At 36.9% G+C, this 22697-nt stretch carries 28 protein-coding genes; 23 read left to right on the top strand and 5 right to left on the bottom strand.

From position 1 onward, the window contains the following. The first annotated feature begins 119 nt into the window (after positions 1–119). From NSU02_RS13605 to phoU, 5 genes are all read left to right on the top strand, one after another. A complete protein-coding gene (locus NSU02_RS13605) occupies positions 120–1106 on the top strand; it encodes a PstS family phosphate ABC transporter substrate-binding protein (protein WP_117016748.1) in 987 nt (328 codons plus the stop codon). Positions 1107–1179: 73 nt separating this feature from the next. Continuing rightward, positions 1180–2121, top strand: coding sequence for a phosphate ABC transporter permease subunit PstC (pstC, locus tag NSU02_RS13600; RefSeq protein ID WP_063388077.1), 942 nt, complete (start codon positions 1180–1182; stop codon positions 2119–2121). A 1-nt stretch (position 2122) separates the two neighbouring features. Further along, complete coding sequence (gene pstA, locus NSU02_RS13595; protein ID WP_063388078.1) at positions 2123–3001, top strand: phosphate ABC transporter permease PstA; 879 nt, start codon at positions 2123–2125, stop codon at positions 2999–3001. A gap of 66 nt (positions 3002–3067) precedes the next feature. Further along, on the top strand, positions 3068–3877 hold the full coding sequence (gene pstB, locus NSU02_RS13590) for a phosphate ABC transporter ATP-binding protein PstB (RefSeq protein WP_063388174.1): 810 nt from the start codon (positions 3068–3070) through the stop codon (positions 3875–3877). A gap of 41 nt (positions 3878–3918) precedes the next feature. Continuing rightward, positions 3919–4572 carry a phosphate signaling complex protein PhoU gene (phoU, locus tag NSU02_RS13585; RefSeq protein ID WP_063388079.1) on the top strand — a complete coding sequence of 218 codons (654 nt, stop codon included), beginning with the start codon at positions 3919–3921 and terminating at the stop codon, positions 4570–4572. A 544-nt stretch (positions 4573–5116) separates the two neighbouring features. Here the strand turns inward: phoU and NSU02_RS13580 are convergent. Next, complete coding sequence (locus NSU02_RS13580; RefSeq protein ID WP_339193063.1) at positions 5117–5677, bottom strand: endolytic transglycosylase MltG; 561 nt, start codon at positions 5675–5677, stop codon at positions 5117–5119. Beyond that, positions 5674–6039 (bottom strand): hypothetical protein, encoded by a 366-nt coding sequence (locus NSU02_RS13575; protein WP_339193061.1) that lies wholly within the window; start codon positions 6037–6039, stop codon positions 5674–5676. Before NSU02_RS13575 ends, NSU02_RS13580 begins: the two co-directional genes overlap by 4 nt. A gap of 219 nt (positions 6040–6258) precedes the next feature. Between NSU02_RS13575 and rpmG the strand changes: the two genes are divergently transcribed. The 9 genes from rpmG to NSU02_RS13530 all read left to right on the top strand — a co-directional run bounded on the left by rpmG (position 6259) and on the right by NSU02_RS13530 (position 15771). Continuing rightward, positions 6259–6408, top strand: coding sequence for a 50S ribosomal protein L33 (gene rpmG / locus NSU02_RS13570; RefSeq protein ID WP_063388082.1), 150 nt, complete (start codon positions 6259–6261; stop codon positions 6406–6408). A 67-nt stretch (positions 6409–6475) separates the two neighbouring features. Then, positions 6476–7045 carry a 5-formyltetrahydrofolate cyclo-ligase gene (locus NSU02_RS13565; protein WP_339193058.1) on the top strand — a complete coding sequence of 190 codons (570 nt, stop codon included), beginning with the start codon at positions 6476–6478 and terminating at the stop codon, positions 7043–7045. Beyond that, a complete protein-coding gene (locus NSU02_RS13560; protein ID WP_066247569.1) occupies positions 7042–7833 on the top strand; it encodes a DUF92 domain-containing protein in 792 nt (263 codons plus the stop codon). The genes NSU02_RS13565 and NSU02_RS13560 overlap by 4 nt, the downstream gene beginning before the upstream one ends. 310 nt (positions 7834–8143) lie before the next feature. Then, positions 8144–9673 carry a rhomboid family intramembrane serine protease gene (locus NSU02_RS13555; RefSeq protein ID WP_063388085.1) on the top strand — a complete coding sequence of 510 codons (1530 nt, stop codon included), beginning with the start codon at positions 8144–8146 and terminating at the stop codon, positions 9671–9673. A gap of 86 nt (positions 9674–9759) precedes the next feature. Beyond that, positions 9760–9990, top strand: coding sequence for a YqgQ family protein (locus NSU02_RS13550; RefSeq protein ID WP_339193055.1), 231 nt, complete (start codon positions 9760–9762; stop codon positions 9988–9990). Beyond that, on the top strand, positions 9980–10948 hold the full coding sequence (locus NSU02_RS13545) for an ROK family glucokinase (RefSeq protein WP_066247573.1): 969 nt from the start codon (positions 9980–9982) through the stop codon (positions 10946–10948). Before NSU02_RS13550 ends, NSU02_RS13545 begins: the two co-directional genes overlap by 11 nt. Positions 10949–11442: 494 nt before the next feature. After that, positions 11443–13353 carry an LTA synthase family protein gene (locus tag NSU02_RS13540; protein ID WP_339193051.1) on the top strand — a complete coding sequence of 637 codons (1911 nt, stop codon included), beginning with the start codon at positions 11443–11445 and terminating at the stop codon, positions 13351–13353. Positions 13354–13461: 108 nt separating this feature from the next. After that, a complete protein-coding gene (locus tag NSU02_RS13535) occupies positions 13462–14583 on the top strand; it encodes a M14 family metallocarboxypeptidase (RefSeq protein ID WP_339193049.1) in 1122 nt (373 codons plus the stop codon). Between the two features lie 69 nt (positions 14584–14652). Next, the gene (locus NSU02_RS13530; RefSeq protein ID WP_117016741.1) at positions 14653–15771 is read left to right on the top strand and encodes a hypothetical protein; all 1119 of its coding nucleotides are present in this window, start codon (positions 14653–14655) and stop codon (positions 15769–15771) included. A gap of 116 nt (positions 15772–15887) precedes the next feature. Here the strand turns inward: NSU02_RS13530 and NSU02_RS13525 are convergent, their stop codons facing one another. Then, positions 15888–16061, bottom strand: coding sequence for a DUF2759 domain-containing protein (locus NSU02_RS13525; protein ID WP_065095533.1), 174 nt, complete (start codon positions 16059–16061; stop codon positions 15888–15890). A 246-nt stretch (positions 16062–16307) separates the two neighbouring features. Here NSU02_RS13525 and NSU02_RS13520 point away from each other — a divergent pair, with 246 nt between their 5' ends. After that, positions 16308–16952: an MBL fold metallo-hydrolase gene (locus tag NSU02_RS13520; protein WP_063388091.1), complete on the top strand. Its 645-nt coding sequence runs from the start codon at positions 16308–16310 to the stop codon at positions 16950–16952. 54 nt (positions 16953–17006) lie between these two features. Here NSU02_RS13520 and NSU02_RS13515 read toward each other — a convergent pair whose 3' ends face one another. Beyond that, positions 17007–17252, bottom strand: coding sequence for a DUF2626 domain-containing protein (locus tag NSU02_RS13515; protein ID WP_063388092.1), 246 nt, complete (start codon positions 17250–17252; stop codon positions 17007–17009). A 316-nt stretch (positions 17253–17568) separates the two neighbouring features. Between NSU02_RS13515 and comGA the strand changes: the two genes are divergently transcribed. From comGA to NSU02_RS13475, 8 genes are all read left to right on the top strand, one after another. Continuing rightward, positions 17569–18636 (top strand): competence type IV pilus ATPase ComGA, encoded by a 1068-nt coding sequence (gene comGA / locus NSU02_RS13510; protein WP_130156359.1) that lies wholly within the window; start codon positions 17569–17571, stop codon positions 18634–18636. Further along, positions 18629–19660 (top strand): competence type IV pilus assembly protein ComGB, encoded by a 1032-nt coding sequence (gene comGB / locus NSU02_RS13505; protein WP_339193046.1) that lies wholly within the window; start codon positions 18629–18631, stop codon positions 19658–19660. Before comGA ends, comGB begins: the two co-directional genes overlap by 8 nt. Positions 19661–19664: 4 nt before the next feature. Beyond that, entirely contained in the window at positions 19665–19976 is a 312-nt protein-coding gene (gene comGC, locus NSU02_RS13500; RefSeq protein ID WP_063388095.1) for a competence type IV pilus major pilin ComGC, read from the top strand. Further along, the gene (gene comGD / locus NSU02_RS13495) at positions 19945–20406 is read left to right on the top strand and encodes a competence type IV pilus minor pilin ComGD (RefSeq protein WP_158640149.1); all 462 of its coding nucleotides are present in this window, start codon (positions 19945–19947) and stop codon (positions 20404–20406) included. The genes comGC and comGD overlap by 32 nt, the downstream gene beginning before the upstream one ends. Then, positions 20390–20716 carry a hypothetical protein gene (locus tag NSU02_RS13490; RefSeq protein WP_130156365.1) on the top strand — a complete coding sequence of 109 codons (327 nt, stop codon included), beginning with the start codon at positions 20390–20392 and terminating at the stop codon, positions 20714–20716. The genes comGD and NSU02_RS13490 overlap by 17 nt, the downstream gene beginning before the upstream one ends. Beyond that, positions 20646–21137: a competence type IV pilus minor pilin ComGF gene (gene comGF / locus NSU02_RS13485; protein WP_130156367.1), complete on the top strand. Its 492-nt coding sequence runs from the start codon at positions 20646–20648 to the stop codon at positions 21135–21137. The genes NSU02_RS13490 and comGF overlap by 71 nt, the downstream gene beginning before the upstream one ends. After that, complete coding sequence (gene comGG / locus NSU02_RS13480) at positions 21134–21505, top strand: competence type IV pilus minor pilin ComGG (protein WP_063388099.1); 372 nt, start codon at positions 21134–21136, stop codon at positions 21503–21505. The genes comGF and comGG overlap by 4 nt, the downstream gene beginning before the upstream one ends. 119 nt (positions 21506–21624) lie before the next feature. Next, entirely contained in the window at positions 21625–21804 is a 180-nt protein-coding gene (locus tag NSU02_RS13475; protein ID WP_130156369.1) for a YqzE family protein, read from the top strand. 90 nt (positions 21805–21894) lie between these two features. Here NSU02_RS13475 and NSU02_RS13470 read toward each other — a convergent pair whose 3' ends face one another. Continuing rightward, complete coding sequence (locus NSU02_RS13470) at positions 21895–22692, bottom strand: YqhG family protein (protein ID WP_339195804.1); 798 nt, start codon at positions 22690–22692, stop codon at positions 21895–21897. Between the last annotated feature and the right edge of the window lie 5 nt (positions 22693–22697).

The following is a 22697-nucleotide window of genomic DNA, read 5'->3' as shown; positions in this document are numbered from 1 at the left end:
ATACACACAAAAAACAAGCTTTACAAAAGCTTTACATTCTATTAAAACTTGTTTAATACTTGAAAGTTAATCTTATATACGTAAGATGAGATCACGAAATAATAGGGGGAAGTAACCGAATGAAAAATTTTAAATTTTTGGCGTCATCCATTATGATCAGTTCTGTATTAGCTTTTACAGCAGCCTGCGGTAATTCGGATGATGCAAACACAAATGGTTCAAACTCCGGACAGCAATCATCTTCAGAAAGCGGATCAAGCGAGCAAAAATTAGAAGGTGAAATCGCTATTGATGGATCATCAACTGTTGGTCCGATAATGGAAGCTGTTTCTGAAGAATTTGCTGCAGAACATCCTGATGTAAAAGCTCCAATTGGAATTTCAGGAACAGGCGGAGGCTTTGAAAAATTTACAGCTGGTGAAACTGATATTTCTAACGCATCTCGCCCAATTAAAGACGAAGAGAAAAAAGTTGCTGAAGAAAATGGTATTGAATATACAGAATTCAAAATTGCTTTTGACGGTTTATCCGTTGTTGTAAACAAAGAAAATGACTGGGTCGATAAACTTACGATCGAAGATTTAGCAAAAATTTGGAAAGGCGAGCCGAAAAAATGGTCTGACATCAACCCTGAGTGGCCGGATGAAAAAATTAAATACTTCTCGCCTGGTACAGATTCCGGTACGTATGATTATTTTGATGAAGTTGTTTTAGGCGGTGAGCCGATTGTAAAAGATGCGACATTGTCCGAAGACGATAACGTACTTGTAAAAGGAGTCGCTAACGATAAAAATGCAATAGGTTATTTCGGCTATGCATACTATTTAGAAAATAAAGACCAGTTGAAAGTTGTACCGATTGTAAACTCTAAAGGGGAAGCAGTCGAGCCGACAAATGAAACGATTGAAAAAGGAACTTATGAACCGCTTTCCCGTCCGCTATTCTTTTATGTGAACAACAAATCATTAAAAGAAAAGCCGCAAGTGTATGAATACGTGAAGTTTGCCTTGGAAAACGCTGGGCAATTGGCAGAGGAAGTTGGCTATGTAAAACTTCCGCAAGAGCAATATGATGAACAGTTAAAAACGCTTGAAGGTTTAAAATAAAAATAAATAGACTGGTTGGATGAGAAGCATCCTTGCTTCTCATCTTCCTATGGGCATGAAAGGGGTTTTCATGATGGCTTTATCTGCAGGAAAATCGGTTCGGGAAATGATCAAAGAGAAAAAAACAAAAAAATCCACGCGCGATTTTATGGAAAAAATGGTCCCAGCCGTTTTATTTGTTGCAGCAGCTATTTCCATCTTAACAACTATCGGAATCATTGCTACTCTTGCTACAGAAACAATCATGTTTTTTTCACGAGTTTCTTTTTTTGAATTTATCACTGAAAAAGAATGGTATCCGTTTTTAAAAGATGATGCCTCATATGGAATCATGGCTCTTGTTTCTGGCACGCTTTTAGTAACGGTTATTGCCATGATTGTTGCGCTTCCAGTCGGTCTTGCATCTGCTATTTTTTTGAGTGAGTATGCGTCAGATCGGACAAGAAGGATTATCAAACCGATTTTAGAGGTTTTGGCAGGAATTCCAACTATTGTATATGGTTTTTTTGCTCTGACGTTTGTTACTCCTCTCTTGCAAAAATTGATCCCTGATATTGGCTTTTTCAATGCATTAAGCCCGGGCATTGTTGTTGGAATTATGATTATTCCGATGATTGCTTCCCTTTCAGAAGATGCGATGAGCTCTGTTCCGAATTCCATTCGAGAAGGCGCACTTGCTTTAGGTGCGACAAAATTTGAGGTGGCTTTAAAAGTAGTACTTCCTGCTGCCACATCGGGAGTCGTTGCCTCGTTCGTACTAGGAATTTCCCGTGCGATTGGCGAAACAATGATTGTCACATTGGCTGGAGGAGCCACTCCAAAATTAACGTTTGATCCAACTGAATCTATTCAAACGATGACGGCTTATATCGTTCAAGTCAGCACGGGCGATGCGGGATACGGAACAACAATCTATTACAGCATTTATGCTGTCGGGGCCACGCTTTTTGTCTTTACAATGCTGATGAATTTATTAGCTCAATTTATCTCGCGCCGATTCAGGGAGGAATATTAACATGAAGTACATTGATCAAACGGTTGTTCGAAAAATGATGGGCAAAAGGGCCATGAAAAATCGTTTTTTTCAAACACTGTTTTTTGTATCTACCATCTTCGCTTTAGTAGTCCTTGCTATTCTGTTATACCGAATATTCACTCAAGGAATTAGTTATGTAACACCGGAGTTTTTCCAAAATTTTGCCTCTAGAAGAGCTTCTGCATCAGGAATAAAAGCAGCCCTGGTCGGCTCAATTTGGGTTATGGGAGTGGTCATTCCAATTTCCCTCCTGCTTGGTGTAGGAACAGCTATCTATTTAGAGGAATATGCGAAAAAAAATAAACTTACAAATTTTATTCAGGCGAATATTTCGAATTTGGCGGGTGTCCCATCTATTGTTTTTGGTTTGTTGGGGCTTACAGTATTTGTTCGGGGAATGGATTTAGGCAGAAGCATTTTGGCAGGCGGTTTAACGATGAGTTTATTAATATTGCCAGTTATTGTCGTGGCGGCACAAGAAGCGATCCGTTCGGTTCCGAAAGAGTTACGTGAAGCTTCTTATGGAATGGGAGCAACAAAATGGCAAACAATTTATCGAATTGTTCTTCCAGCTGCAATTCCTGGAATTCTTACCGGAAGCATTTTAGCTTTTTCACGAGCTATTGGAGAAACAGCCCCTCTTCTTGTGGCGGGTGCATTTGTATTTGTTAACTATTTACCAGAGAATTTATTAAGCTCCTATACGGTTATGCCGATTCAAATTTACAATTGGGCGTCGCGACCTCAAGCAGAATTTCAAAATGTAGCAGCTGCCGGAATCATTGTGTTGTTTATTTTCTTAATAGTAATGAATTCGGTTGCGGTGTTGATTCGAAACAAATTTCAAAAGCGTTATTAAATGGGTTTTCCTAAAAGGATGAAGGAGGTTTTTATTTTGGCAATTACTGAATTGAAAAAAACTGAACTGAAAAAAGAACAAGAAATTGTTTATGAACAAAATAGCGAAGACAAGAATGAAAAGAAAATTGTCTATAAAACGAACGGCTTAAATTTATGGTACGGTGATGATCAAGCTCTAAAAAACATTGATTTAGACATTTATGAAAATGAAGTAACTGCAATCATCGGTCCTTCTGGGTGCGGAAAGTCGACTTATATCAAAACATTGAATCGAATGGTCGAGCTGATTCCATCCGTTCGAATCAACGGTGAAATATTATATCGCGGAAAAAATATATTTGATAAATCTTATCGTGTTGAAGAACTGCGCACTCAAGTCGGCATGGTTTTCCAAAAGCCGAACCCGTTTCCGAAATCTATTTATGACAATATTGCGTATGGACCGAGAATACACGGCATCCGTGATAAAAAAATATTGGATGAAATCGTCGAAAAAAGTTTAAGAGGCGCGGCTATATGGGATGAAGTAAAAGATCGGTTGAAGGAAAACGCGTATGGCCTGTCAGGAGGACAACAGCAGCGTTTATGTATTGCGCGTTGTTTAGCAATTGAACCTGATGTGATTTTGATGGACGAACCAACGTCAGCGCTTGATCCGATTTCTACGTTGAAAATTGAGGAATTGGTTCAAGAATTAAAGAAAGATTACAGCATTATTATTGTAACGCATAACATGCAGCAAGCTGCACGTATATCTGATAAAACTGCCTTTTTCTTAAACGGAGAAGTTATCGAATTTGGCGAAACCGACCAAATCTTTTCTAATCCGTCAGATAAGCGGACGGAAGATTATATTACAGGACGCTTCGGATAATAATTGTTTTGAATAACACGGTTCATGTTGGAGGAAAAAAAATGAGAGAAAAATTCGAACTTGACTTGAACACGTTACACACCAAGTTAATTGAAATCGGCAGTTTGACGGAAGTTGCATTAGGCAAATCAATCCGCGCATTAGAAAAGCAGGATATCGATTTGGCTATTGAAGTATTAGAGCAAGATGTGAATGTCGATCAGCTCGAAGAGGAAATTAATGACTTTGCAATTCTTTTAATTGCAAAGCAGCAGCCCGTTGCGATTGATCTAAGAAGAATCATTGTTTCCATTAAAATAGCTGCTGATATCGAACGAATGGCAGATAACGCAGTCAACATCGCAAAATCAGCAATTCGAATTGGAAATGAACCGCTTATAAAACCGCTTGAACAAATCACAAAAATGCACAAGCTGGCATCAGAAATGCTGTCTTTATCGCTGAAAGCTTACCATGAGGAAGATGTTGCATTAGCAAGAAAAATAGCCGAAATAGACGATGAAGTAGATGATTTATATGGTGAAGCAATTAAGGAGCTTTTGCAAATTATTCCTGAGAACTTAGAGTATATGAATCAAATTACCCAGCTCTCTCTTGTAGCAAGATTTATTGAACGTACTGCTGACCATGCAACGAATATCGCGGAAAATGTTTTATATTTAGTTAAAGGCCGCCATTATGCTTTAAATGATTAAAGGTTTGCCGTTTTCAGGCAAACCTTTTTTATATAAATAAAATCGCTATGTTATTCGTAAATGGTTCCGCGATACTAAAAAGCCCCTCCTAGTGCTAAAATAAATTTTGGTTCGCCGCCCAAATTTATCTAGATAGGAAGGGAACTTTTTATGTCTTTCGATTTAAATAGTTTATCGAATATAAAATGGAATTGTAAGTATTATATCGTGTCTATGTCTGAAATATAAGAGACAAGTGTTATGGAAAAATTTCGGGCAGAGCATAGGGCAATTTTGTGAAAGAAAAGGCATGGAATTTTGGTGGGCTTTTATAAGTACTATTGATTGAAAAAAGACAATTTAAAAGCCGAGAAAAGCACAAAATTGAGGCTGGGACAATGATCTTGGAATGACAATAATCAACACGGTCGGGAATGGGAGAAAAATGATAAGGGCAATTTTTTTGTGGTTCTGAACTTCACCATTTTGAGTTTTGAAAAACTTCCTTTTTTTACAAACGGCTGGTTTCAAACCTTATTTATAAAAAAACGGATCGCAGCCCCTTTTATCTTGTAAGGGCTTCTGCGATCTCGTAGTAGCTCATCCCTTTTTTTACTTCAAAAGTTCCAATTTGTACACGCTTATGATAATCGTGTTTAATTAAGTATTGATTAAATTTGGAGGCGGAATCAATAATGCCCGATTGTTCAAGTATTTTTGATACGTCGCTTGTCGTCATGCCTTCTTTAATATTTACTTTTACAGGTTTTACCTCAGTTTGTTGGTTATTGTTCTTTTGTTCTTGGTTTTGATTTTGTGCATTTTGGTTTTGTGCATTTTGGTTTTGTGCATTTTGATTTTGCTGCTTCTGCTGCTGTTCATTTTGTTGAGGTGTTTTATTCAGATTTTTTACTTTTGTATCTTTGTAAGAAAGAAATTCTTCATATTCTTTATTGGATACAGCAATTTTATTATTTTGAGCTAAATACTCGTTAACTGATTTGTCCGTCAACTCTTTTTCAGCCACAACCTTTTGATCATAGTTCCCTAAATAAAAAGTGAGGGTCAAAATTGAGGTGGAAACGATCATCCCTGCTGAGAATGCTTGTAAAATTCGTTTATTCATGATAGTTCCCTCTTATTTTGTTCGATTATTAGCTTTACTTCATCGGTTGTGGCATTTTCCGATTTTGCAATTTCAGCAATTGACATGCCTTGCTGATATTTTGATAGAATTTTGTTTTTCGTGTAATAATCAAAGTGTATAACGGACTGTGTGTCTTGCGAAACAGGTTTTGTGTTTGTTCCTTGCAGCAATTCTTCTTCCAATACCCTCATTTTCTTTTTCATTTTGTATATTTCTTGCATCGCAGAAACGGATAAATGCTCAACTTCTTGTTCCAACTCTTTTATATCGTCACGCTGAGTATAAGCAATTCCTAATAAAGCAATGCTGACAAGGAAAAGAATAATAATCACAACTTCCATGCATCTCACCTTCCATTAGTTGTCCCTTTATTGTTATATCATATATTTTAATAGAACAAAACGGCTTTTAACGAAATTTCATGTTAACTTAAAAAAAATGTAATTTGAAACGACTTGAAACTTTGTGTTCAAAAATAAACATAATGTAGATTTTACAATGCAAAAATGATATTATATAAAAGTCTGAATTTGAACATGAAATAGTTTGGAGGGAAAGATATGCGCGTAAATATTACTCTTGCTTGCACAGAATGCGGCGATAGAAATTATATCTCTACAAAAAATAAACGTACAAACACAGAACGCATCGAATTGAAAAAATATTGTCCAAGATGCAAAAGTCATGCTTTGCATCGTGAAACGAAGTAAAAGCAGTGGGAAGATATTTCCTGCTGTTTTTTTATTATAAAAAAGGTAAATGGGAGGAATTTTTAAGTTGGAAAAAAAATTTGAAATCAGAAATGAAGTGAAACGGATGTTAAAAAACATGAGGCATGAATTGCATGCGGACTGGTCAAACAAAATTGCTGAAACTCTTTTTGAAACAGACTATTGGCAGGAGGCGAATACCATTGGCCTTACAGTATCCAAAGGCTTCGAGGTCGATACAAAAAGTTTATTTTTTCGCTGCTGGCAGGAAAAGAAAAAAACAGCTGTGCCTAAATGCGACCCAAATATAAAAGAAATGGAGTTCAGGGAAATAAAATCGTTTGATCAATTAGAGAATGTTTATTTAGATTTACAGGAGCCGATCTTTGAGCAAACAACACTCATAACGCCAAAAGAAATTGACTTGCTCATCGTCCCTGGCATCTGCTTCGACCGGCGTGGGCACAGGATCGGATATGGCGGGGGTTATTTTGATCGTTATTTACATAAATACGCAAATGTAACTATTGCGCTTGCTTTTTCCTTTCAAATAGTTGAGGAAGTGCCGATTGAATTCCATGATATTCCGGTTGATATCATCATTACTGAAAAAGAATTGGTGGAGTGCAGGAAATGATCATTCCTTTATTGTTCATTATTTTTATTGCGACTATCGCTTATATTTCCTATAAGTCAAAAGCTTTGTCGATTTCTGGAGCAATAAGCTCCGTATTTGTCGGCGCTAGCATCTATTTTAGTTTTGGTTTTCCAGGGCTGGTCCCCCTTGGATTATTTTTTGCGTCATCAAGCATGATCAGTAAATGGAAGAAGGAACGAAAAGCGCAAATGGCATCAATTCTTGAAAAAGGGGAAAGACGCGACTATGTTCAAGTGCTGGCAAATGGCGGGATTCCAGTATTGATCAGCATTTTCAATATAGTGGATCATGATGACCGCAATTTTTGGTTCATTCTTTTAACCATTTCATTCGCTTGCGCCAACGCGGACACATGGGCTTCCGAAATTGGCAGCTTAAGCCGAATAAAACCGATTCTTTTATTTCCTCCAAAATTTGTCGAAAAAGGAACATCAGGTGCTGTTACCGTTCTCGGAACTTTTGCTTCCATCCTCGGTTCTTCGTTTGTTGCGCTGGGGAGTTCTTTTTTTATAAAAAATGATGCTCAAATTTTACCTTTCATTATATTATTTGGATTTATTGGAGCTTTGATTGACACGCTGTTCGGATGCTTTTTTCAACGAAAAAATAAATGTCTCGTCTGCCATGCTGAAACGGAAAAAAGAATACATTGCGGGGAATATACGGTAAAGACGAAAGGTTTTGTCTGGATGAATAATGACGCAGTTAATTTTTTATCAATTTTCATTTCAACAGTAATTGCGTATTTTATTTTGGATAAAAATTGAGCAAAAAGTTTATTTTAATTAATGGAGGGATTAAATTATGAAGCGATTAAAAAGAATTCTTCTAGTATTCGGCATTTTCTTCATATATTCAAATCGATACAAAATTATGAACGTATGCCTAAAAAGCAAATGGATGCGTGAGAAATTTATTCAACTGACAATGCAGATACCGCTAATTGGCAGGAAATTTCTCCAAGGTGCTTTTAAATAGGTGGAAATGGAAAGCTGAATCGTTTTTGATTCAGCTTTTTTCTTCAAACTGCCCTTCCACATTGGTATAATAAAGGAAAAACATGCGGAGAGATTTTAAATGGGGACTCAGCTAGATTTTATTTTTTGGAAAATTTTGCGAAGTCTTGTGGTGGAGCATAATTACAGGCTAATCAATATATCCGGCGATCATTCGGAGGTTTGGCTTGAGCCGTTTCGCAACAAATATTTTCAGCTTGTACGATTTGTCAGAAAAGATATTGACTGGGGAAATTGGATCTCTCAAGACATTGAACATACGGCGCATATTTTTGAAACGATCCGAAAACAATCTATGAGAAGGGACTTAAATATTCTTAACATTTATGTGACCACATTTCCTCCTGTTGATGATTGGGAATTTCGGATTAAAGAACCTTTTGCGCATGGGAAAACAGTCGTCAAAACAATGCTGCTGGATCAAGAGCATATAATGGAAAAAACAGGTGATTTGGAAGATGCTCTTTCGGCTTCGTTGAAAAAACTTGATTATGCAGCAGAAGAATCAAATTTTGAATCAGTTGAACGAATAAAAGAAGAAATATTTTCTTATATAAAAAGGCAGGAAAGGCTGGAACGCTCCTTTTTTGAAAATGGCAGGCCTTTCTTTACATATGTTTTTTTAACAGCACAAATTGTGATGTTTTTTCTTCTTGAATGGTACGGGGGAAGCACAAATTCTGATACTCTTATAAAATTTGGAGCGAAATACAATCCTGCCATTTACGATGGCGAATGGTGGAGATTTTTTTCACCAATTTTATTGCATATCGGTTTTTTGCATTTGATTATGAACTCTTTAGCCCTTTATTATATTGGAATGACTGTTGAAAAAATGTATGGTTCGATTCGATTTTTGCTTATATACTTGTTTGCCGGATTTACTGGTTCGCTTGCAAGCTTTGCTTTCAGCCCCTTTTTGTCCGCAGGTGCATCAGGTGCGATATTCGGCTTGTTCGGTGCGCTCTTGTTTTTAGGTGTGTTAAACCCTAAATTGTTTTTCCGTACAATAGGACCCAACATCTTGATTGTAGTTTTAATTAACTTAATGCTTGGCTGGGCGATTCCGAATGTGGACAACGCTGGTCATATAGGCGGTTTAATTGGCGGATTTCTGGCAGCTTTTGTTCTGCAGATTCCAAGGATGTCCAAATTTTTCACGAGAGCAGTGGGGCTTATTTTATCGATCATCTTCGTTTTCGGTCTTGGGTATTATGGATATGAAATAGCCCCTAAGCGCAATTCGGAAATGGCTTTAGCAAGGGCGCAGGCACTAATTGAGAACAAGGAGTTCCAAAAGGCTTCCGAAGTGCTTTCGGAAGCGAAGGAGCTTGATGATGCAAAAGTTGAAATCATCTATTTACTTGCTTATACGGAATATCGTTTGAACAATGTGGCAAGCTCAATTGAATATTTAAACAATGTATTGGAAAAAGATCCGACATTTCATCAAGCTTATTATGTACTTAGCCTAATATATGCAGAACAGAATGATGTTGTGAAAGCACAAGAAGCGATTGATAAGGCATTGAAGCTTGATCCGGGAAAAGCGGAATATCAGCAGCTAAAACAACAGCTTGACAATCTATAGCTCGATGACTTGTTCGGAAGTTTTCAAAAAAAGAACTTTAGCAATATGTGCAGCTTATCCGCATTTTTATTTAGAAGGTGATGTTTTTGAAAACGATTTACGACATACAACAGCTTTTAAAACGTTTCGGTACTATCATATACATCGGGGCTCGTGTGGCTGATCTTGAATTAATGGAGGAGGAGGTGAAGCAGCTGTTTGAGTCGCAGCTGATTGACGCAAAAGAATTTGAAATGGCCATGCTATTGTTAAGACGAGAAATAATGATAGAAAAAGATAAGAGAAAAAGAGTAAAGGATGAAAAATATGATCGATAATTGGCTAGTTGGTGTGGACTTAGGGGGAACTACGATAAAAATTGCATTTATCAATATAAATGGAGAGATTATTGAAAAATGGGAAATCCCTACCGATAAATCAGGAAAAAATATTGTTAGTGATATTTCTCAATCTATATACGAAAAGTTGAAAGAACTTGGTGAATCGAAGCAAAAGCTGATTGGAATCGGCATGGGGGCGCCTGGCCCTGTCGATTTAACAGAGGGAATCATTTCTAGAACTGTCAATATTGGATGGGAAAATAATTATCCGCTTAAGAAAAATCTTGAAAAAGAAACTGGTTTGCAAGTAATCGTTGATAATGATGCCAACCTTGCAGCTCTTGGTGAAATGTGGAAAGGAGCGGGGAATGGAGAAAGGGATTTAATATGCGTCACACTCGGAACGGGAGTCGGCGGAGGAATCATTGCAAATGGAGAAATAATCCATGGGAAAAATAGCGCAGGCGGAGAAATCGGCCATATAACTTCCGTTTTGCATGGAGGTTTTCCGTGCAACTGCGGAAAAACGGGCTGCCTGGAAACGGTCGCCTCTGCAACTGGAATAGTTCGAATGGCTATAGCCAAAATGGAAGAGTTTAATGGGAGATCAACGCTGAATCGAGAATTGGAAAGAAAAGGATCGATCACTGCAAAAGATGTGTTTGATGCTGCGAAAAACGGCGATGAGATGGCATTGCAGGTTGTCGACGACATGACGATGCATCTTGGTCTTGCTCTTGCCAACTTGGCTACTGCTTTAAATCCTTCCAAAATTATCATTGGCGGTGGAGTATCAAAGGCTGGGGAATTTTTAATAAAAAGAGTTAAAAATGTTTTTCAACAGTTCGTTTTTCATGAAGCTTCCGCAGCAGATATTGCTCTTGCAACGCTTGGCAATGATGCAGGTGTAATTGGCGGCGCATGGCTGGTTAAAACGTACATACTTGAAAATTGAGAAAGACTAAAAAGGAATTGTCCGATAAGTCCCTAAAATGAAGTAAGTGGAGAAAAACAATGTGTTTCTCTCCACTTGCTTTTATATTTGTTCGATTTTCATCTGAAAGTAGCTGGCGGATGCCGGCTACTTTCAGTATGTGTGCGCTAAAGCCACAATCCCAAACTCGACATGTACCTTGTCGAGGTCCAGCAAAGAAAACCTGATAGCGCTTTTAAAAAAGGCGCTATTTTTTTGGCAGCCAAATTTGGATTATAACAAATTCTGTTTATATGAAACTTTTTTAATTTTTGTCCGTCTAAACATAATAGGTACTGAGATAAAATAATATATAAAAAGCTAGCATCTTATTGTAAATATATTGTAAAAAAACATTGATTTTTTTTGGAAGAAGTATTAAGATAATCTTTAGTTATTCACTAAGATGCCTAAAAAATGGAAAAAAACACTTAAGTGTAGAAATGCGCAGGTCCACCGTTTGAGGAGGTAAAAAAATGCGTAAAAGCACATTTTCAAAAATTTCTTTTTTGTTATTAGCGACATTTTTTATGTGGATTAAAACGTACATTGTCTACAAAACTAGCTTTGATATAAAAATAGAAAATTTCAAGCAAGAGATTATTTTATTCATCAATCCGCTGAGCTTTTTGCTGTTTGTTTTTGGTATTGGATTATTTATGAAAGACAAAAACCGGAATCGCTGGGTGATCGGTGCCAGCATTGTGATGACCTTTCTCTTATTAGCTAATGTTGTTTTTTATCGGTTTTATAACGACTTTTTGACTATTCCCGTGCTCTTCCAAGCTAGCAATATGGGAGATTTGGGAAGCAGCATAACCGAGCTGATTCAACCTGTCGATATATTAATGTTTGTTGATATAGCCATTTTAATTTGGCTTTCACGGAGACCTGTTTTCCGCAAACAGGAAAAATTAATGCGCAAAGAAAAAACAGCATATTATTTAATGGTTGCAGCTGTGTTTTTCTTTAATCTTGGATTGGCTGAAACAGAGCGTCCGCAGCTTTTAACAAGAACGTTTGACAGGGAGATGCTCGTCAAAAATATCGGTGTATACAATTTTCATATTTACGATTCTTTGCTGCAGTCCAAAACGTCTGCACAACGTGCGTTAGCTGACAGCAATAACTTGGTCGAAATTCAAAATTATTTAAATGCGAACAAAAAAGAACCTAGTAAAGAAATGAATGGAATTGCAAAAGGTAGAAATGTCATTATCGTCTCTATGGAGTCGTTCCAAAACTTTGTTATCAATCAGAAATTGAACGGACAAGAAATTACTCCGTTTTTAAATGATTTTATTAAACAAAGCTACTATTTTGATAATTTTTACCATCAAACAGGACAAGGCAAAACGTCAGATTCAGAATTTTTATTGGAAAATTCTTTGTATCCGTTGGGAAGAGGCTCAGTCTTCTTTACAAATGCGAACAATGAGTACAATGCAACTCCGGAAATTTTAAAGGATTACGGTTATTACACAGCTGTATTTCATGCAAATAACCGCACATTCTGGAATCGCGATGTGATGTATAATTCTCTCGGATACGACCGTTTCTTTGATGTCAGAGATTATAATGTGACGGAAGAAAATTCGGTAGGATGGGGATTGAAGGATATTGACTTCTTTAAGCAGTCGGTACAATTATTGAAAAATGTTCCTCAGCCTTTTTATACGAAATATATTACATTAACGAACCATTTTCCGTTTGAGTTGGGTGAAGAAGATAAATTGATTGATGAATTTGATTCTGAAGATGGAGTCGTGAATCGCTATTTTACGACGGTTCGTTATACAGATGAAGCCTTGAAAGTGTTCATCGAAGATCTAAAAAAAGCTGGACTATATGAAAATTCAATTATTATATTGTACGGCGACCATTACGGTATTTCCGAAAACCATAACAAAGCGATGGCACAATTTTTAGGAAAAGAGGAAATTACGCCGCTTGATACGATTCAACTGCAAAAAGTTCCGTTAATTATCCATATTCCAGGGGTTACCGATAAAAATCCGAAAGTGTTCCATCAAGTCGCCGGGCAAATTGACTTGAAGCCAACTATTTTAAACCTGCTAGGCATTGATACGAAAAACGATATCGAATTTGGTACAGATATTTTTTCAAAAGACCGTATTCCGTTTGCTGTGTTAAGGGACGGCAGCTTTATTACGGATCAATATGTATATACAAGAGGAATATGCTATGACAAATCAACAGGTGAAGCTGTTGAGGAAAAAAATGCATGTGAACCATATATGGAAAAAGCGAAAAATGAGCTTGATTATTCGGATGAAATTATTTATGGTGACCTGCTGCGGTTTTTTGACAAAGAGGATGAATCATCTCCGAATACAACCGAGCAGCAAGATGCAAAAAAACAGTAAAAGGCTCTGGCCATTAGGTCAGAGCTTTTTTATACGTTTTATTAATGAAACATGATGTCGTTCATATAATATGTTATGTACTGAATAAAAAGGGGAGAGGGGTTTTTTATGGAAATCTGTATGAATGAAACAGCGGATTTGGAGTACTTGGGAAAAAAATATCAACTTTCAAAACGATTGTTGTTGGATTCAAATCCCTTCTTCGAAAACGAAAAAATCTTTAAAGGGGAAAAAATCGTCATCCCCGGATGGGGTTTCGTACAAAATAATCCGTTTCATCCTTCACCAAGCTTGACTAAAAATACATACAATGCTGTCCCAATTTCATGGCCTGTAATTGATCCAAAACGGCCCTATCATTTTTTGGCTTTGACAAGCGATATTGCGGTGTTAAAAAAAAATTACCCGTTTATTAAAGAGAGGATTATCGGTCGCAGTGTTCTAGGGAATCCTTTAGTTGAACTTCTTATCGGTTCCGGAACGAAAAAAGTTCATATGAACGGTTCGTTTCATGCAAATGAGTGGATTACGACAGCCATTATGATGAAATGGCTCAATGAGTATGTTCGGAAGCTTATTTTAAACGAATCGATTAATGGAATTTCTGTGAGACAGCTTTATGAGCAGATAACTTTATCGTTTGTCCCGATGGTAAATCCGGATGGAGTGAATCTTGTTTTAGCAGCCGAATCGTTTGATCCTCAAGTGAAAGAACAGGCCGTCAAGTTAAATAATAACTGTGAAGATTTTTCCGATTGGAAAGCAAATATTCGCGGTGTCGATCTGAACAATCAATTTCCTGCCTTTTGGGAAATTGAAAAAGAAAGAAAAAGCCCAAAATCCCCGGCTCCTCGTGATTATCCAGGTGATTATCCTCTCTCAGAGCCGGAAGCAATTGCTATGAGTGAACTAGTCAAGCAGTCTCAATTTGATCTCATCGTAGCCTTCCACACACAAGGAGAAGAAATATATTGGGGGTATTTAAACTATGAACCAGAGGAGTCGGAAGAAATCGTAAAAGAGTATGAGTTGTTAAGCGGATATAAAGGAATCCGAATGATTGATAGTCATGCCGGCTTTCGCGATTGGTTTATTAAAGAATACAGAAAGCCGGGATTTACCGTTGAATTAGGCAGAGGAAGGAACCCTTTGCCGCTTGACCAATTTGATGAAATTTATCGGAAAGCAAAGGGAATATTTTGGGCGTCGCTTTATTTGCTGTGCAAATAAATTTTTTGAAACATTTTTTTGAAAAATTCGTAAATTATAAGTGAAAATTGAATGAGAAGGATGAGGGTGATGAGGGCAGCCTTTTTTTTCGTCATGTGCTTTCCGATTCTCCTTTTGTCGTCTTGTGAATTTCATCAGCTTACGAATGAAAAGAAACAAGTGACAAAAGAGAAAAAAATGGAAAATGAGTTTGAAAACTTTAAAGCAGAACAGAATCTTTTAGAGAACATTCAACCGATTGAAGCAGAGGAAAATACCTTTCAAAATATTACTGGATGGTTTCATGAAACGGCTGTGCTTTACATTAAAAATCTTGAAGACCGTTCGGAAGTTATTTGTCACGATCTTCAAAGCGGAAAAGATGAACTATTTTTTCAGACAAAGCATCCGATTATTCAAACAGTGCCCAATGATCGCCGAACAATTTTTCTCATTCATTCAAGCCCTGAAACCAATCAAGCCATCCTAACATTTGTAAACACCGAAGGAGAGGAATTATTTCATTGGGAAATCAATGCGTTTGAACTTCAATACACATGGAATCCCTATAATGAAAACGAGCTGATGGTTACAGCATTTGCTGAAGATTGGTCATATAAGACTTATTTGCTTGATTTGAAAGAGAAAAAAGTTGTGGATAGTCCCTATCAAATACCTTTTTTTCAATGGACAGATGAAGATCGCATTACATATGTAAAATGGAATAACGATGAGCCTGAGTTAAGCGCTCCGCTTTATGAAGCGAACTTAATGAAACATCACGAAAAAAAAATCGCTGATCATGTCATCGGAAATGGAAATTTTTCATCGATTGTCATGTATTTGCAGGAAAATCAACAGGAAAAAGGATTCGGTCAATATGTTTTTATAAATTCTTCATCAAAAAAAGTGTTGTCTACATTTCGTGTCCCTTTGGCTTCCGATTACTCTCAATGGATTTTTCCCTACTATGACTTCAATGCTCAAAATCAGCAGTTTTATACATTTGTGCCCGTTGCCAAATCCCAGGACGGTTCCTTTGAACTGCAGAGATTTAACCTTATCACTAAGAAAAAAGAAACCATCTTCAAAAACGTGACAAACGATCCTATCCTCATTTCGCCATCCGGTCATTATGCTTTGTATGGGCCGAGATTGGAAAAAATCATGGATTTAAGTAAGGAAAAGATTCAGGAGATTGTAAAATAAACAGGAGTGAAAGCATCTTTTTTGGCAATATGAAGCGGAGGTTAAAAGACGGGTGTGTGACAACTGAATGTTTATTTATTCATAAAAAAAAGAATGGCCCCGCCATTCTTTCTTTTTTAGTGTGGCACTGGTATACCGTGGTGAACAATCGTTTTATAGGTAAACCATCCAAAAACAGCGACTGTTCCAAGCGCAAACAAAATTCCCAATATGTTTTTTTGTTTTAAAGAACGGAAAATAGCATAGATACCAAGCAAAGTTACTAAAGTAAAGATAATGACAGTACCCATTGTATAGCCCCCAATCTTTTATACGTTGAAGTGCGGCAAATATCTTCCCCTTCATATTTTAATCTCTTTTACTAGATTTGTCGAGGTAGGAACGGTACGTTTGCATAAAATGACTATGTCAATTTTATGAACGGTATGTCCTGCACATTTTAGGTTTGGCCAAAAATTTTCTAACTATTCCTTTTGCGCCAAAAAAGAATGTTTTGTATGATGGAAATGGAAAAGAAAATGACCTGAGGTGAGAGCATGAAATGGATGAGAATCCCGCTCGGATTGCTGCAAACAAATGCGTATATTTTAACAAATGACAAAAATGAGTGTATTTTATTTGATCCAGGCGATGAAGGAGAAAAGCTAATTGAAGTATTGCGCAAACATCAGTTGACTCCCCTTGCCATTTTGTTGACACATGCACATTTTGATCACATCGGAGCGATTGATGATGTTCGAAAAGTTTGGAATATTCCAGTATATGTCCACGAAAAAGAACAAAAATGGCTTGGCGATCCTTCTTTAAATGGATCTGGTCATTTTATGAATGGAAAAAATGTAACGGTAGAGGAAGCGGACGAAATCATTCGGGAAGAAGGAAGCTTGACAATTGGTTCTTTCCAGTTCTCTTTATTTGAAACACCGGGGCATTCTCCTGGAAGCATCTCCTACTATTTAGAAGAAGCAAATGCTGTTTTTTCAGGCGACGTATTATTTAAAGGAAGCATTGGCCGTACGGATTTGCTTGGAGGGAATCATGAAGAACTGCTGAAAAGCATTCATGAAAAACTGCTAGTGCTGCCGGAAGAAACCATTGTGTTGCCTGGCCACGGTTCAGAAACAACCATTATAGAAGAAATGGAAACAAATCCTTTTTTAAATGGATTTTCGCTTTCGTAAAAATTGAAGAAGGTCAAAAAACAGGCAATTCCATTGCGGAATTGCCTGTTTTTATTAATGGCCGCCTTGTCCAGGAACCATCATAAACGTCGTCCAATATGTAAACCCGACGAAGAAAATGGTCAAATATGCTCCGAAAATATAAATATACATACGTTCAGTTAATTTTAAATAAGATAGTAAAACAAAAAATCCAGTTTGACCAAAGAAAAGTAAAGACGTCGTCTTCATATCGCCTAAATAAAACATAATAGCAAAAATACCTGTCCAAAAACCGAGTACACGGAACATGCGATCCATTGTGTTTCCCTCCTTTTCCCTCAATCGGTCGCTTTTTATATTATAATGTACAGCTTGATACATTGTAAATATACCGTTTCCAATTGTTATTGTATCCACTTTGTTTTCAAACATGTTGTAAAAAAATGTTCAAAAATTATGAGTTTATAGCAAAAAATTGTTTTCTAAACAGTCTTTGCAAACAATTGTTATTTTTCGGTTATGTTCAATTAAATTTTGCAAAAGGAAAGGGAAAAGAAAAATCCATTATCTACGTTCGCATTTTTCTCTTCAATTCGTTAAGATGAATCCTAAGAAAAGAAAGGGGGGATATGGAATGATTGAAATTGAAAAGCTTAGCGAAAAACTGATTGAACTGGCGTGTTCATTTAGTGCCTCAGACATCCATATTGTTCCGAAAAAGAAAAAAGCAGTTATTCAATTTCGAATTGACGATGACATCAAAGAAATATTTCATCTGCCAAAAGCTATTTGTGAACGCTTAATTTCTCATTTTAAATTTATGGCCCAAATGGATATTGGCGAAAAAAGGCGTCCGCAAAACGGTGCTTACTCCTTCCATACGATTTACGGAGAGGTGCATCTTCGTTTATCGACATTGCCTACAGTATTCGATGAAAGTCTAGTCATCCGAATATTGCTAGAGCAATCGATTCAAACGCCTGAAAAACTTTCATTGTTCCCGTCAGAATCCAAAAAAATGCTTTCATTTTTAAAGCATTCTCACGGTCTCCTGATCCTTACCGGTCCGACCGGTTCGGGAAAAACGACCACTCTTTATTCGCTTCTCCATTATGCAAAAAAACATTTTAAAAGAAACATCATCACACTTGAAGATCCTGTGGAAACGAAAAGCGATGAAATGCTTCAAGTGCAGATCAATGAAAAAGCTGGAATTACGTATGCAAATGGGTTAAAAGCAATATTAAGACATGATCCGGATGTCATTATGGTCGGTGAAATTCGAGATCATGAGACAGCAAGGATTGCGGTCCGGGCTGGGCTTAGCGGACATTTAGTACTGACCACCATGCATACGCGGGATGCAAAGGGAGCTATTTATCGATTATTAGAATTTGGTGTAACCTTTTCCGAAATTGAGCAAACTTTGATCGCTGTTGCTGCGCAGCGTCTCGTTCATTTAATATGCCCGTTTTGCAAAGGGAATTGCCCGCCTTATTGCAAAAAATTAAAGGAAATTAGGAGAATTGGGGTCTATGAACTTCTTTACGGCAAAAATTTAACCGCCGCTATTCGGGAAGCAAAAGGAGAGGAGCAGAGTGAGTTAGATTATATGAAGTTAAAAGATGTAATTAAAAAAGGAATCGCTCTTGGGTATTTATATCCGGACATATATGATCGTTGGGTGTTTGAATATGAATAGGCATCGATGGAACAAAAAGATGCAGGCACAATTTTTGAAGAAAGTGAGTGAGCTGCTTTCAGAAGGATATGCATTAAATGAAGCTATTCGCTTTATGAGTTTTCATGTAAAAGAAAAATACCGACAAGATATTGAGACTTGTATACAGATGTTGACGAAAGGAAATTCACTATACACGGCTTTTGAGAAGCTTGGATTTCATCGAGATGTACTAAGCTATCTTTTCTTTGCTGAAAAGCATGGTGATATACATTTTGCTTTAAAAGAAAGCTCAGTAATGCTGGAAAAACAACTCCTCCATTTGGAAAAATTTATTCAAGTTCTCCGCTATCCGCTCTTTTTAATTGCTCTTCTTTTAATTATTTTATTTGTCATCCAAGCAGTTGTTACCCCGCAATTTTCGTATATGTATGAAGCAGTTGATTTGAACGCCTCCTTCTTTCTGACATTTGTCATGTTTACCATTCAAGGCATCAAAACGTTTTTTTTCATTTTGTTTAGTTTCTTATTGCTCCTTTTTTTCTACTATTGTGTCTCTTTCCGAAAAAAGCCTCCGCTTGAAAAACAGAAGCTGCTTATGAAAATTCCGATCGTGTCAAAAGGTTTGCGGTTATTTCACAGCTACTATTTTTCTTTGCAAATGAGCAATTTGTTGAAGGGAGGATTGTCCGTTTTTGAATGCTTTACTCTGTTTCAAGAACAACATTTTCTCCATTTTTATAGGGAAGAGGCCAATCTCTTTATCGAGAAATTAAAGAAAGGAGAATCGCTAGAGATAATATTTGCTGAAAGTCCATTTTTTGAACAGGAACTTTCCTCTGTTGTTCAACATGGACAAGCCGTCGGTCAATTGTCTAAAGAGTTGTATATGTACAGCCGGTTCGTATTGGAGCGGATGGAACAAAAAATAATGAGAATCATTAGTTATATTCAGCCGGTCGTTTTTCTGATGATCGGGGTCTTCGTATTGATCATTTATTTATCGATTTTGCTTCCAATGTACCAAATGATGGGTCAAGTATAGGAGGATGAAAATAGTGAAAAATGAACATGGATTTACATTAGTGGAAATGCTGGTTGTGCTGTTAGTGATCTCGATTTTGCTTATTATAACGATTCCGAATGTTATGGCTCATAATAAAAATATTCAAAATAAAGGGTGCGAAGGTTTAATTGATATGGTGCAGGGTCAAGTCGTCGCATATGAAATGGAGTTTCATCAAACACCAACAATTAATGATTTAATCACTAAAGGGTACTTGCCGAATAATTCTGGAAAATGTCCAAATGGTGATGAGATTGAAATTGATGCAAATGGAAACGTCATTAAGAGCAACTAGGCAAAGTGGTTTTACTGTTCTGGAGATGCTTCTTGTTCTTTCGATCTTTTTATTGATCAGCTCTTTTATATGGATTGGAGCAGTAAATATTTACAGAGAAAAAGTCATCGATCAATTTTTCGTTCAACTGGAAAAAGATTTGCTATATGTACAACAGCACGCATTCGTTAATAAAGAAAAAATTTATTTGTTTTGGTATCCTGACAAACATTACTACGAAGCTGAACGATCCGGCTTTAAAGGGGAACTGTTTGAAAGAGCATACGATCAAAACATAAAAGTCGAATCAGGAAACATAAAATTTCCAATCGAGTACTCTCCTTCCGGCTATTTTTATCAAGCTGGAACAATCTTCATTTCGTATGATAAAAAAACGTACAAAATCATTTTTAATTTAGGGAGAGGAAGGTTCCGTGTGGAAAAATTATAGCGGATATACGATCACAGAAATATTAATAGCATTTTCCATATGGTGTTTGCTTTCGCTGACGCTGGTCCCTGTGTCAACAGCCTTATTGAAACAGCAAAAAGAAGCAGCAGCATCTGTGCTGGCTTATCAACTGCTCAAAGAAGAACTTGAACGTTTTGTATTTGAAAAGAAAAAAACAAATGGCCAAGTTGAGCGGCAAGGGATGATGTTCGAACTGATGTGGGGAAAGGAGGGGCAATTTGCTGAATTATGTGTTCTTTCGGATGAAAATGCAGAACAAAAGGTTTGCGGCTACATTTATGAACAATAAAGGATATACGGCAGCAAACATGCTGATAGCCTTTCTAGCGACAACCATTATCATCTCTTCCTTTGCACCCATGCTCTCATTTTTTCTCAAATTGAATACGAGACAGCAAGATTTACATCCAAGCGAGTGGAATTTATTTCTAATTGAGCTTCATCGTGAAATCAAAACGTCTCAACAAATAATGGTGAAGCAAAATGTTTTACAATATAAAAATCAAAAAGGAGAAGTAGTCACACTCAGTCAATATAATGATTTGCTGCGCTATCAGGTTGACGGAAAAGGACATGTTATTGTGCTGCGCGGTGTTCAAGCCTCTCATTTTATTCCAATAACACATGGTGTGAAAATTGAAATCACAAGCTTAGAAGGTAAGCGGTTTGAAGGAACCATTCGCGATGTGAAAGGAGTGATTCCTGATTGAAAAATGAAGATGGTCATATTTTCCCAATGACGATCGGCATATTTCTGCTTTGCATAATGATTCTTACCGCATATGCTTCCTCATATATTCAAGAGCAAAGATTTCGGCATGATGCGAAAGAGTTTTATTTGCAGGAAACGTTAATGCTTGCCGGTGTTCAATATTCGCTGAAAAAAGCTGACTATTCTGATACCCAGGAAATACTTGAACTCCCAAATGGAACCATTTCGTATAAACGAACGAAAAAAGAAAAAGGAATCGTCAATATTTCCATTACATGCAAGACGATAAAAGGAACGGAGTATACGGCAAACTTTCATTATGATTTGAACAATCAACAGATTATGAGCTGGAATGAATATTCATAGCTTTCATCGTTCAGCGCCTTATCAAAGCTTCAACCAATCGTTTATTTGCCAGAATGTCTGTTTAAATGAACAGAGTTTAGGAAATAATATAAAAAAATTTTATTTCGAGGTGCCCGCTTATGTCTGGTAATGATTATGTGAAATATGTAACCGAACAGTTTGTAAAGTTTATCGACACCCCAAAAGAAACAAGGAAACAAAGGCGTGAGGAACGGAAAAAAGATCGTCTTCCATTATCAATGAGATGGTTTGGATTTTTGCCGATGGCGTTTTTAATTTTGATCAAGAAAAAGAAATAAAGGAAAAGGAGCCGTTCATCAGCTCCTTTTTTATTGAAAAGTGATGAGATCATTCAATTTCGAGCGTATTTTCTGCGTCTTGATTTTATTTTAATGAATTATAGAATCCGATGATAAATAAAAAATTCCTCCATTGTGGACTTCTATTTCAATGCGCGGTTCATACAGCTCTTGAATCGCCTTCTTTTCTGTCCAATAAACAGAAGGTTTTTCATCTAGATCTTCATAAAAATGCTCCAACAATGCTAAATCGGCATTCATTCGTTCTCTCGCTTCTTCCGCCCACCGATGGTCATCTTCTTCAATTTTTTTTGTCACGTAATGCTTCAATCGAGTTAATCCGCTTTTTGGTGTAATTAATGGCGTAATGGTAAAACAAAAATCAGGAATTTTCGGTGTCAAATGAATTTTTTCTAGCTGCTCCTGAAAATTTTCAACAATCCTTCCATTGATTAAATGCAGTCCTAATGAATAAGTTTGATCCTTCTTTTTGTCACAAATATACGAAATCGTTACATTCATCCCAATCCAAGGGTGCAGCGGCACGTTTGCTTTGGAAGCTGCTGTCTGTTCATATAACCGAATATAAGAAGACATTTTCTTCGTTGCCGCAAAAATTTGGTGCAGTCTCGGCGATCCGAAATGAATCCATTCACCTTTTACATCTTCCGGAGCCTCCTTTGAATCCGTGATGAAAGTAAGTTTCATCGGATTTGGAGTTCCGCCGGTTTTTTCTAAATAATGCCAGTAAAAAGGTCGGTTCATTAATTCTTTATCCATTTCAACAGTTAATTGAACGGTAAAATATCCGTTTTTTTCTTCAATAATTGGACAATTGGTCGCCTGAAAAAAGCGTTTTAAAAATGTGGAAATTTGAGCCTGCTGCATCATTC

Source organism: Aeribacillus sp. FSL W8-0870 (assembly GCF_037963755.1).
Taxonomy (GTDB): Bacteria; Bacillota; Bacilli; order Bacillales; family Aeribacillaceae; genus Aeribacillus; species Aeribacillus composti.
Note: the sequence above shows the minus strand (reverse complement) of the source record. Positions and strands in the feature narration are given on the sequence as shown.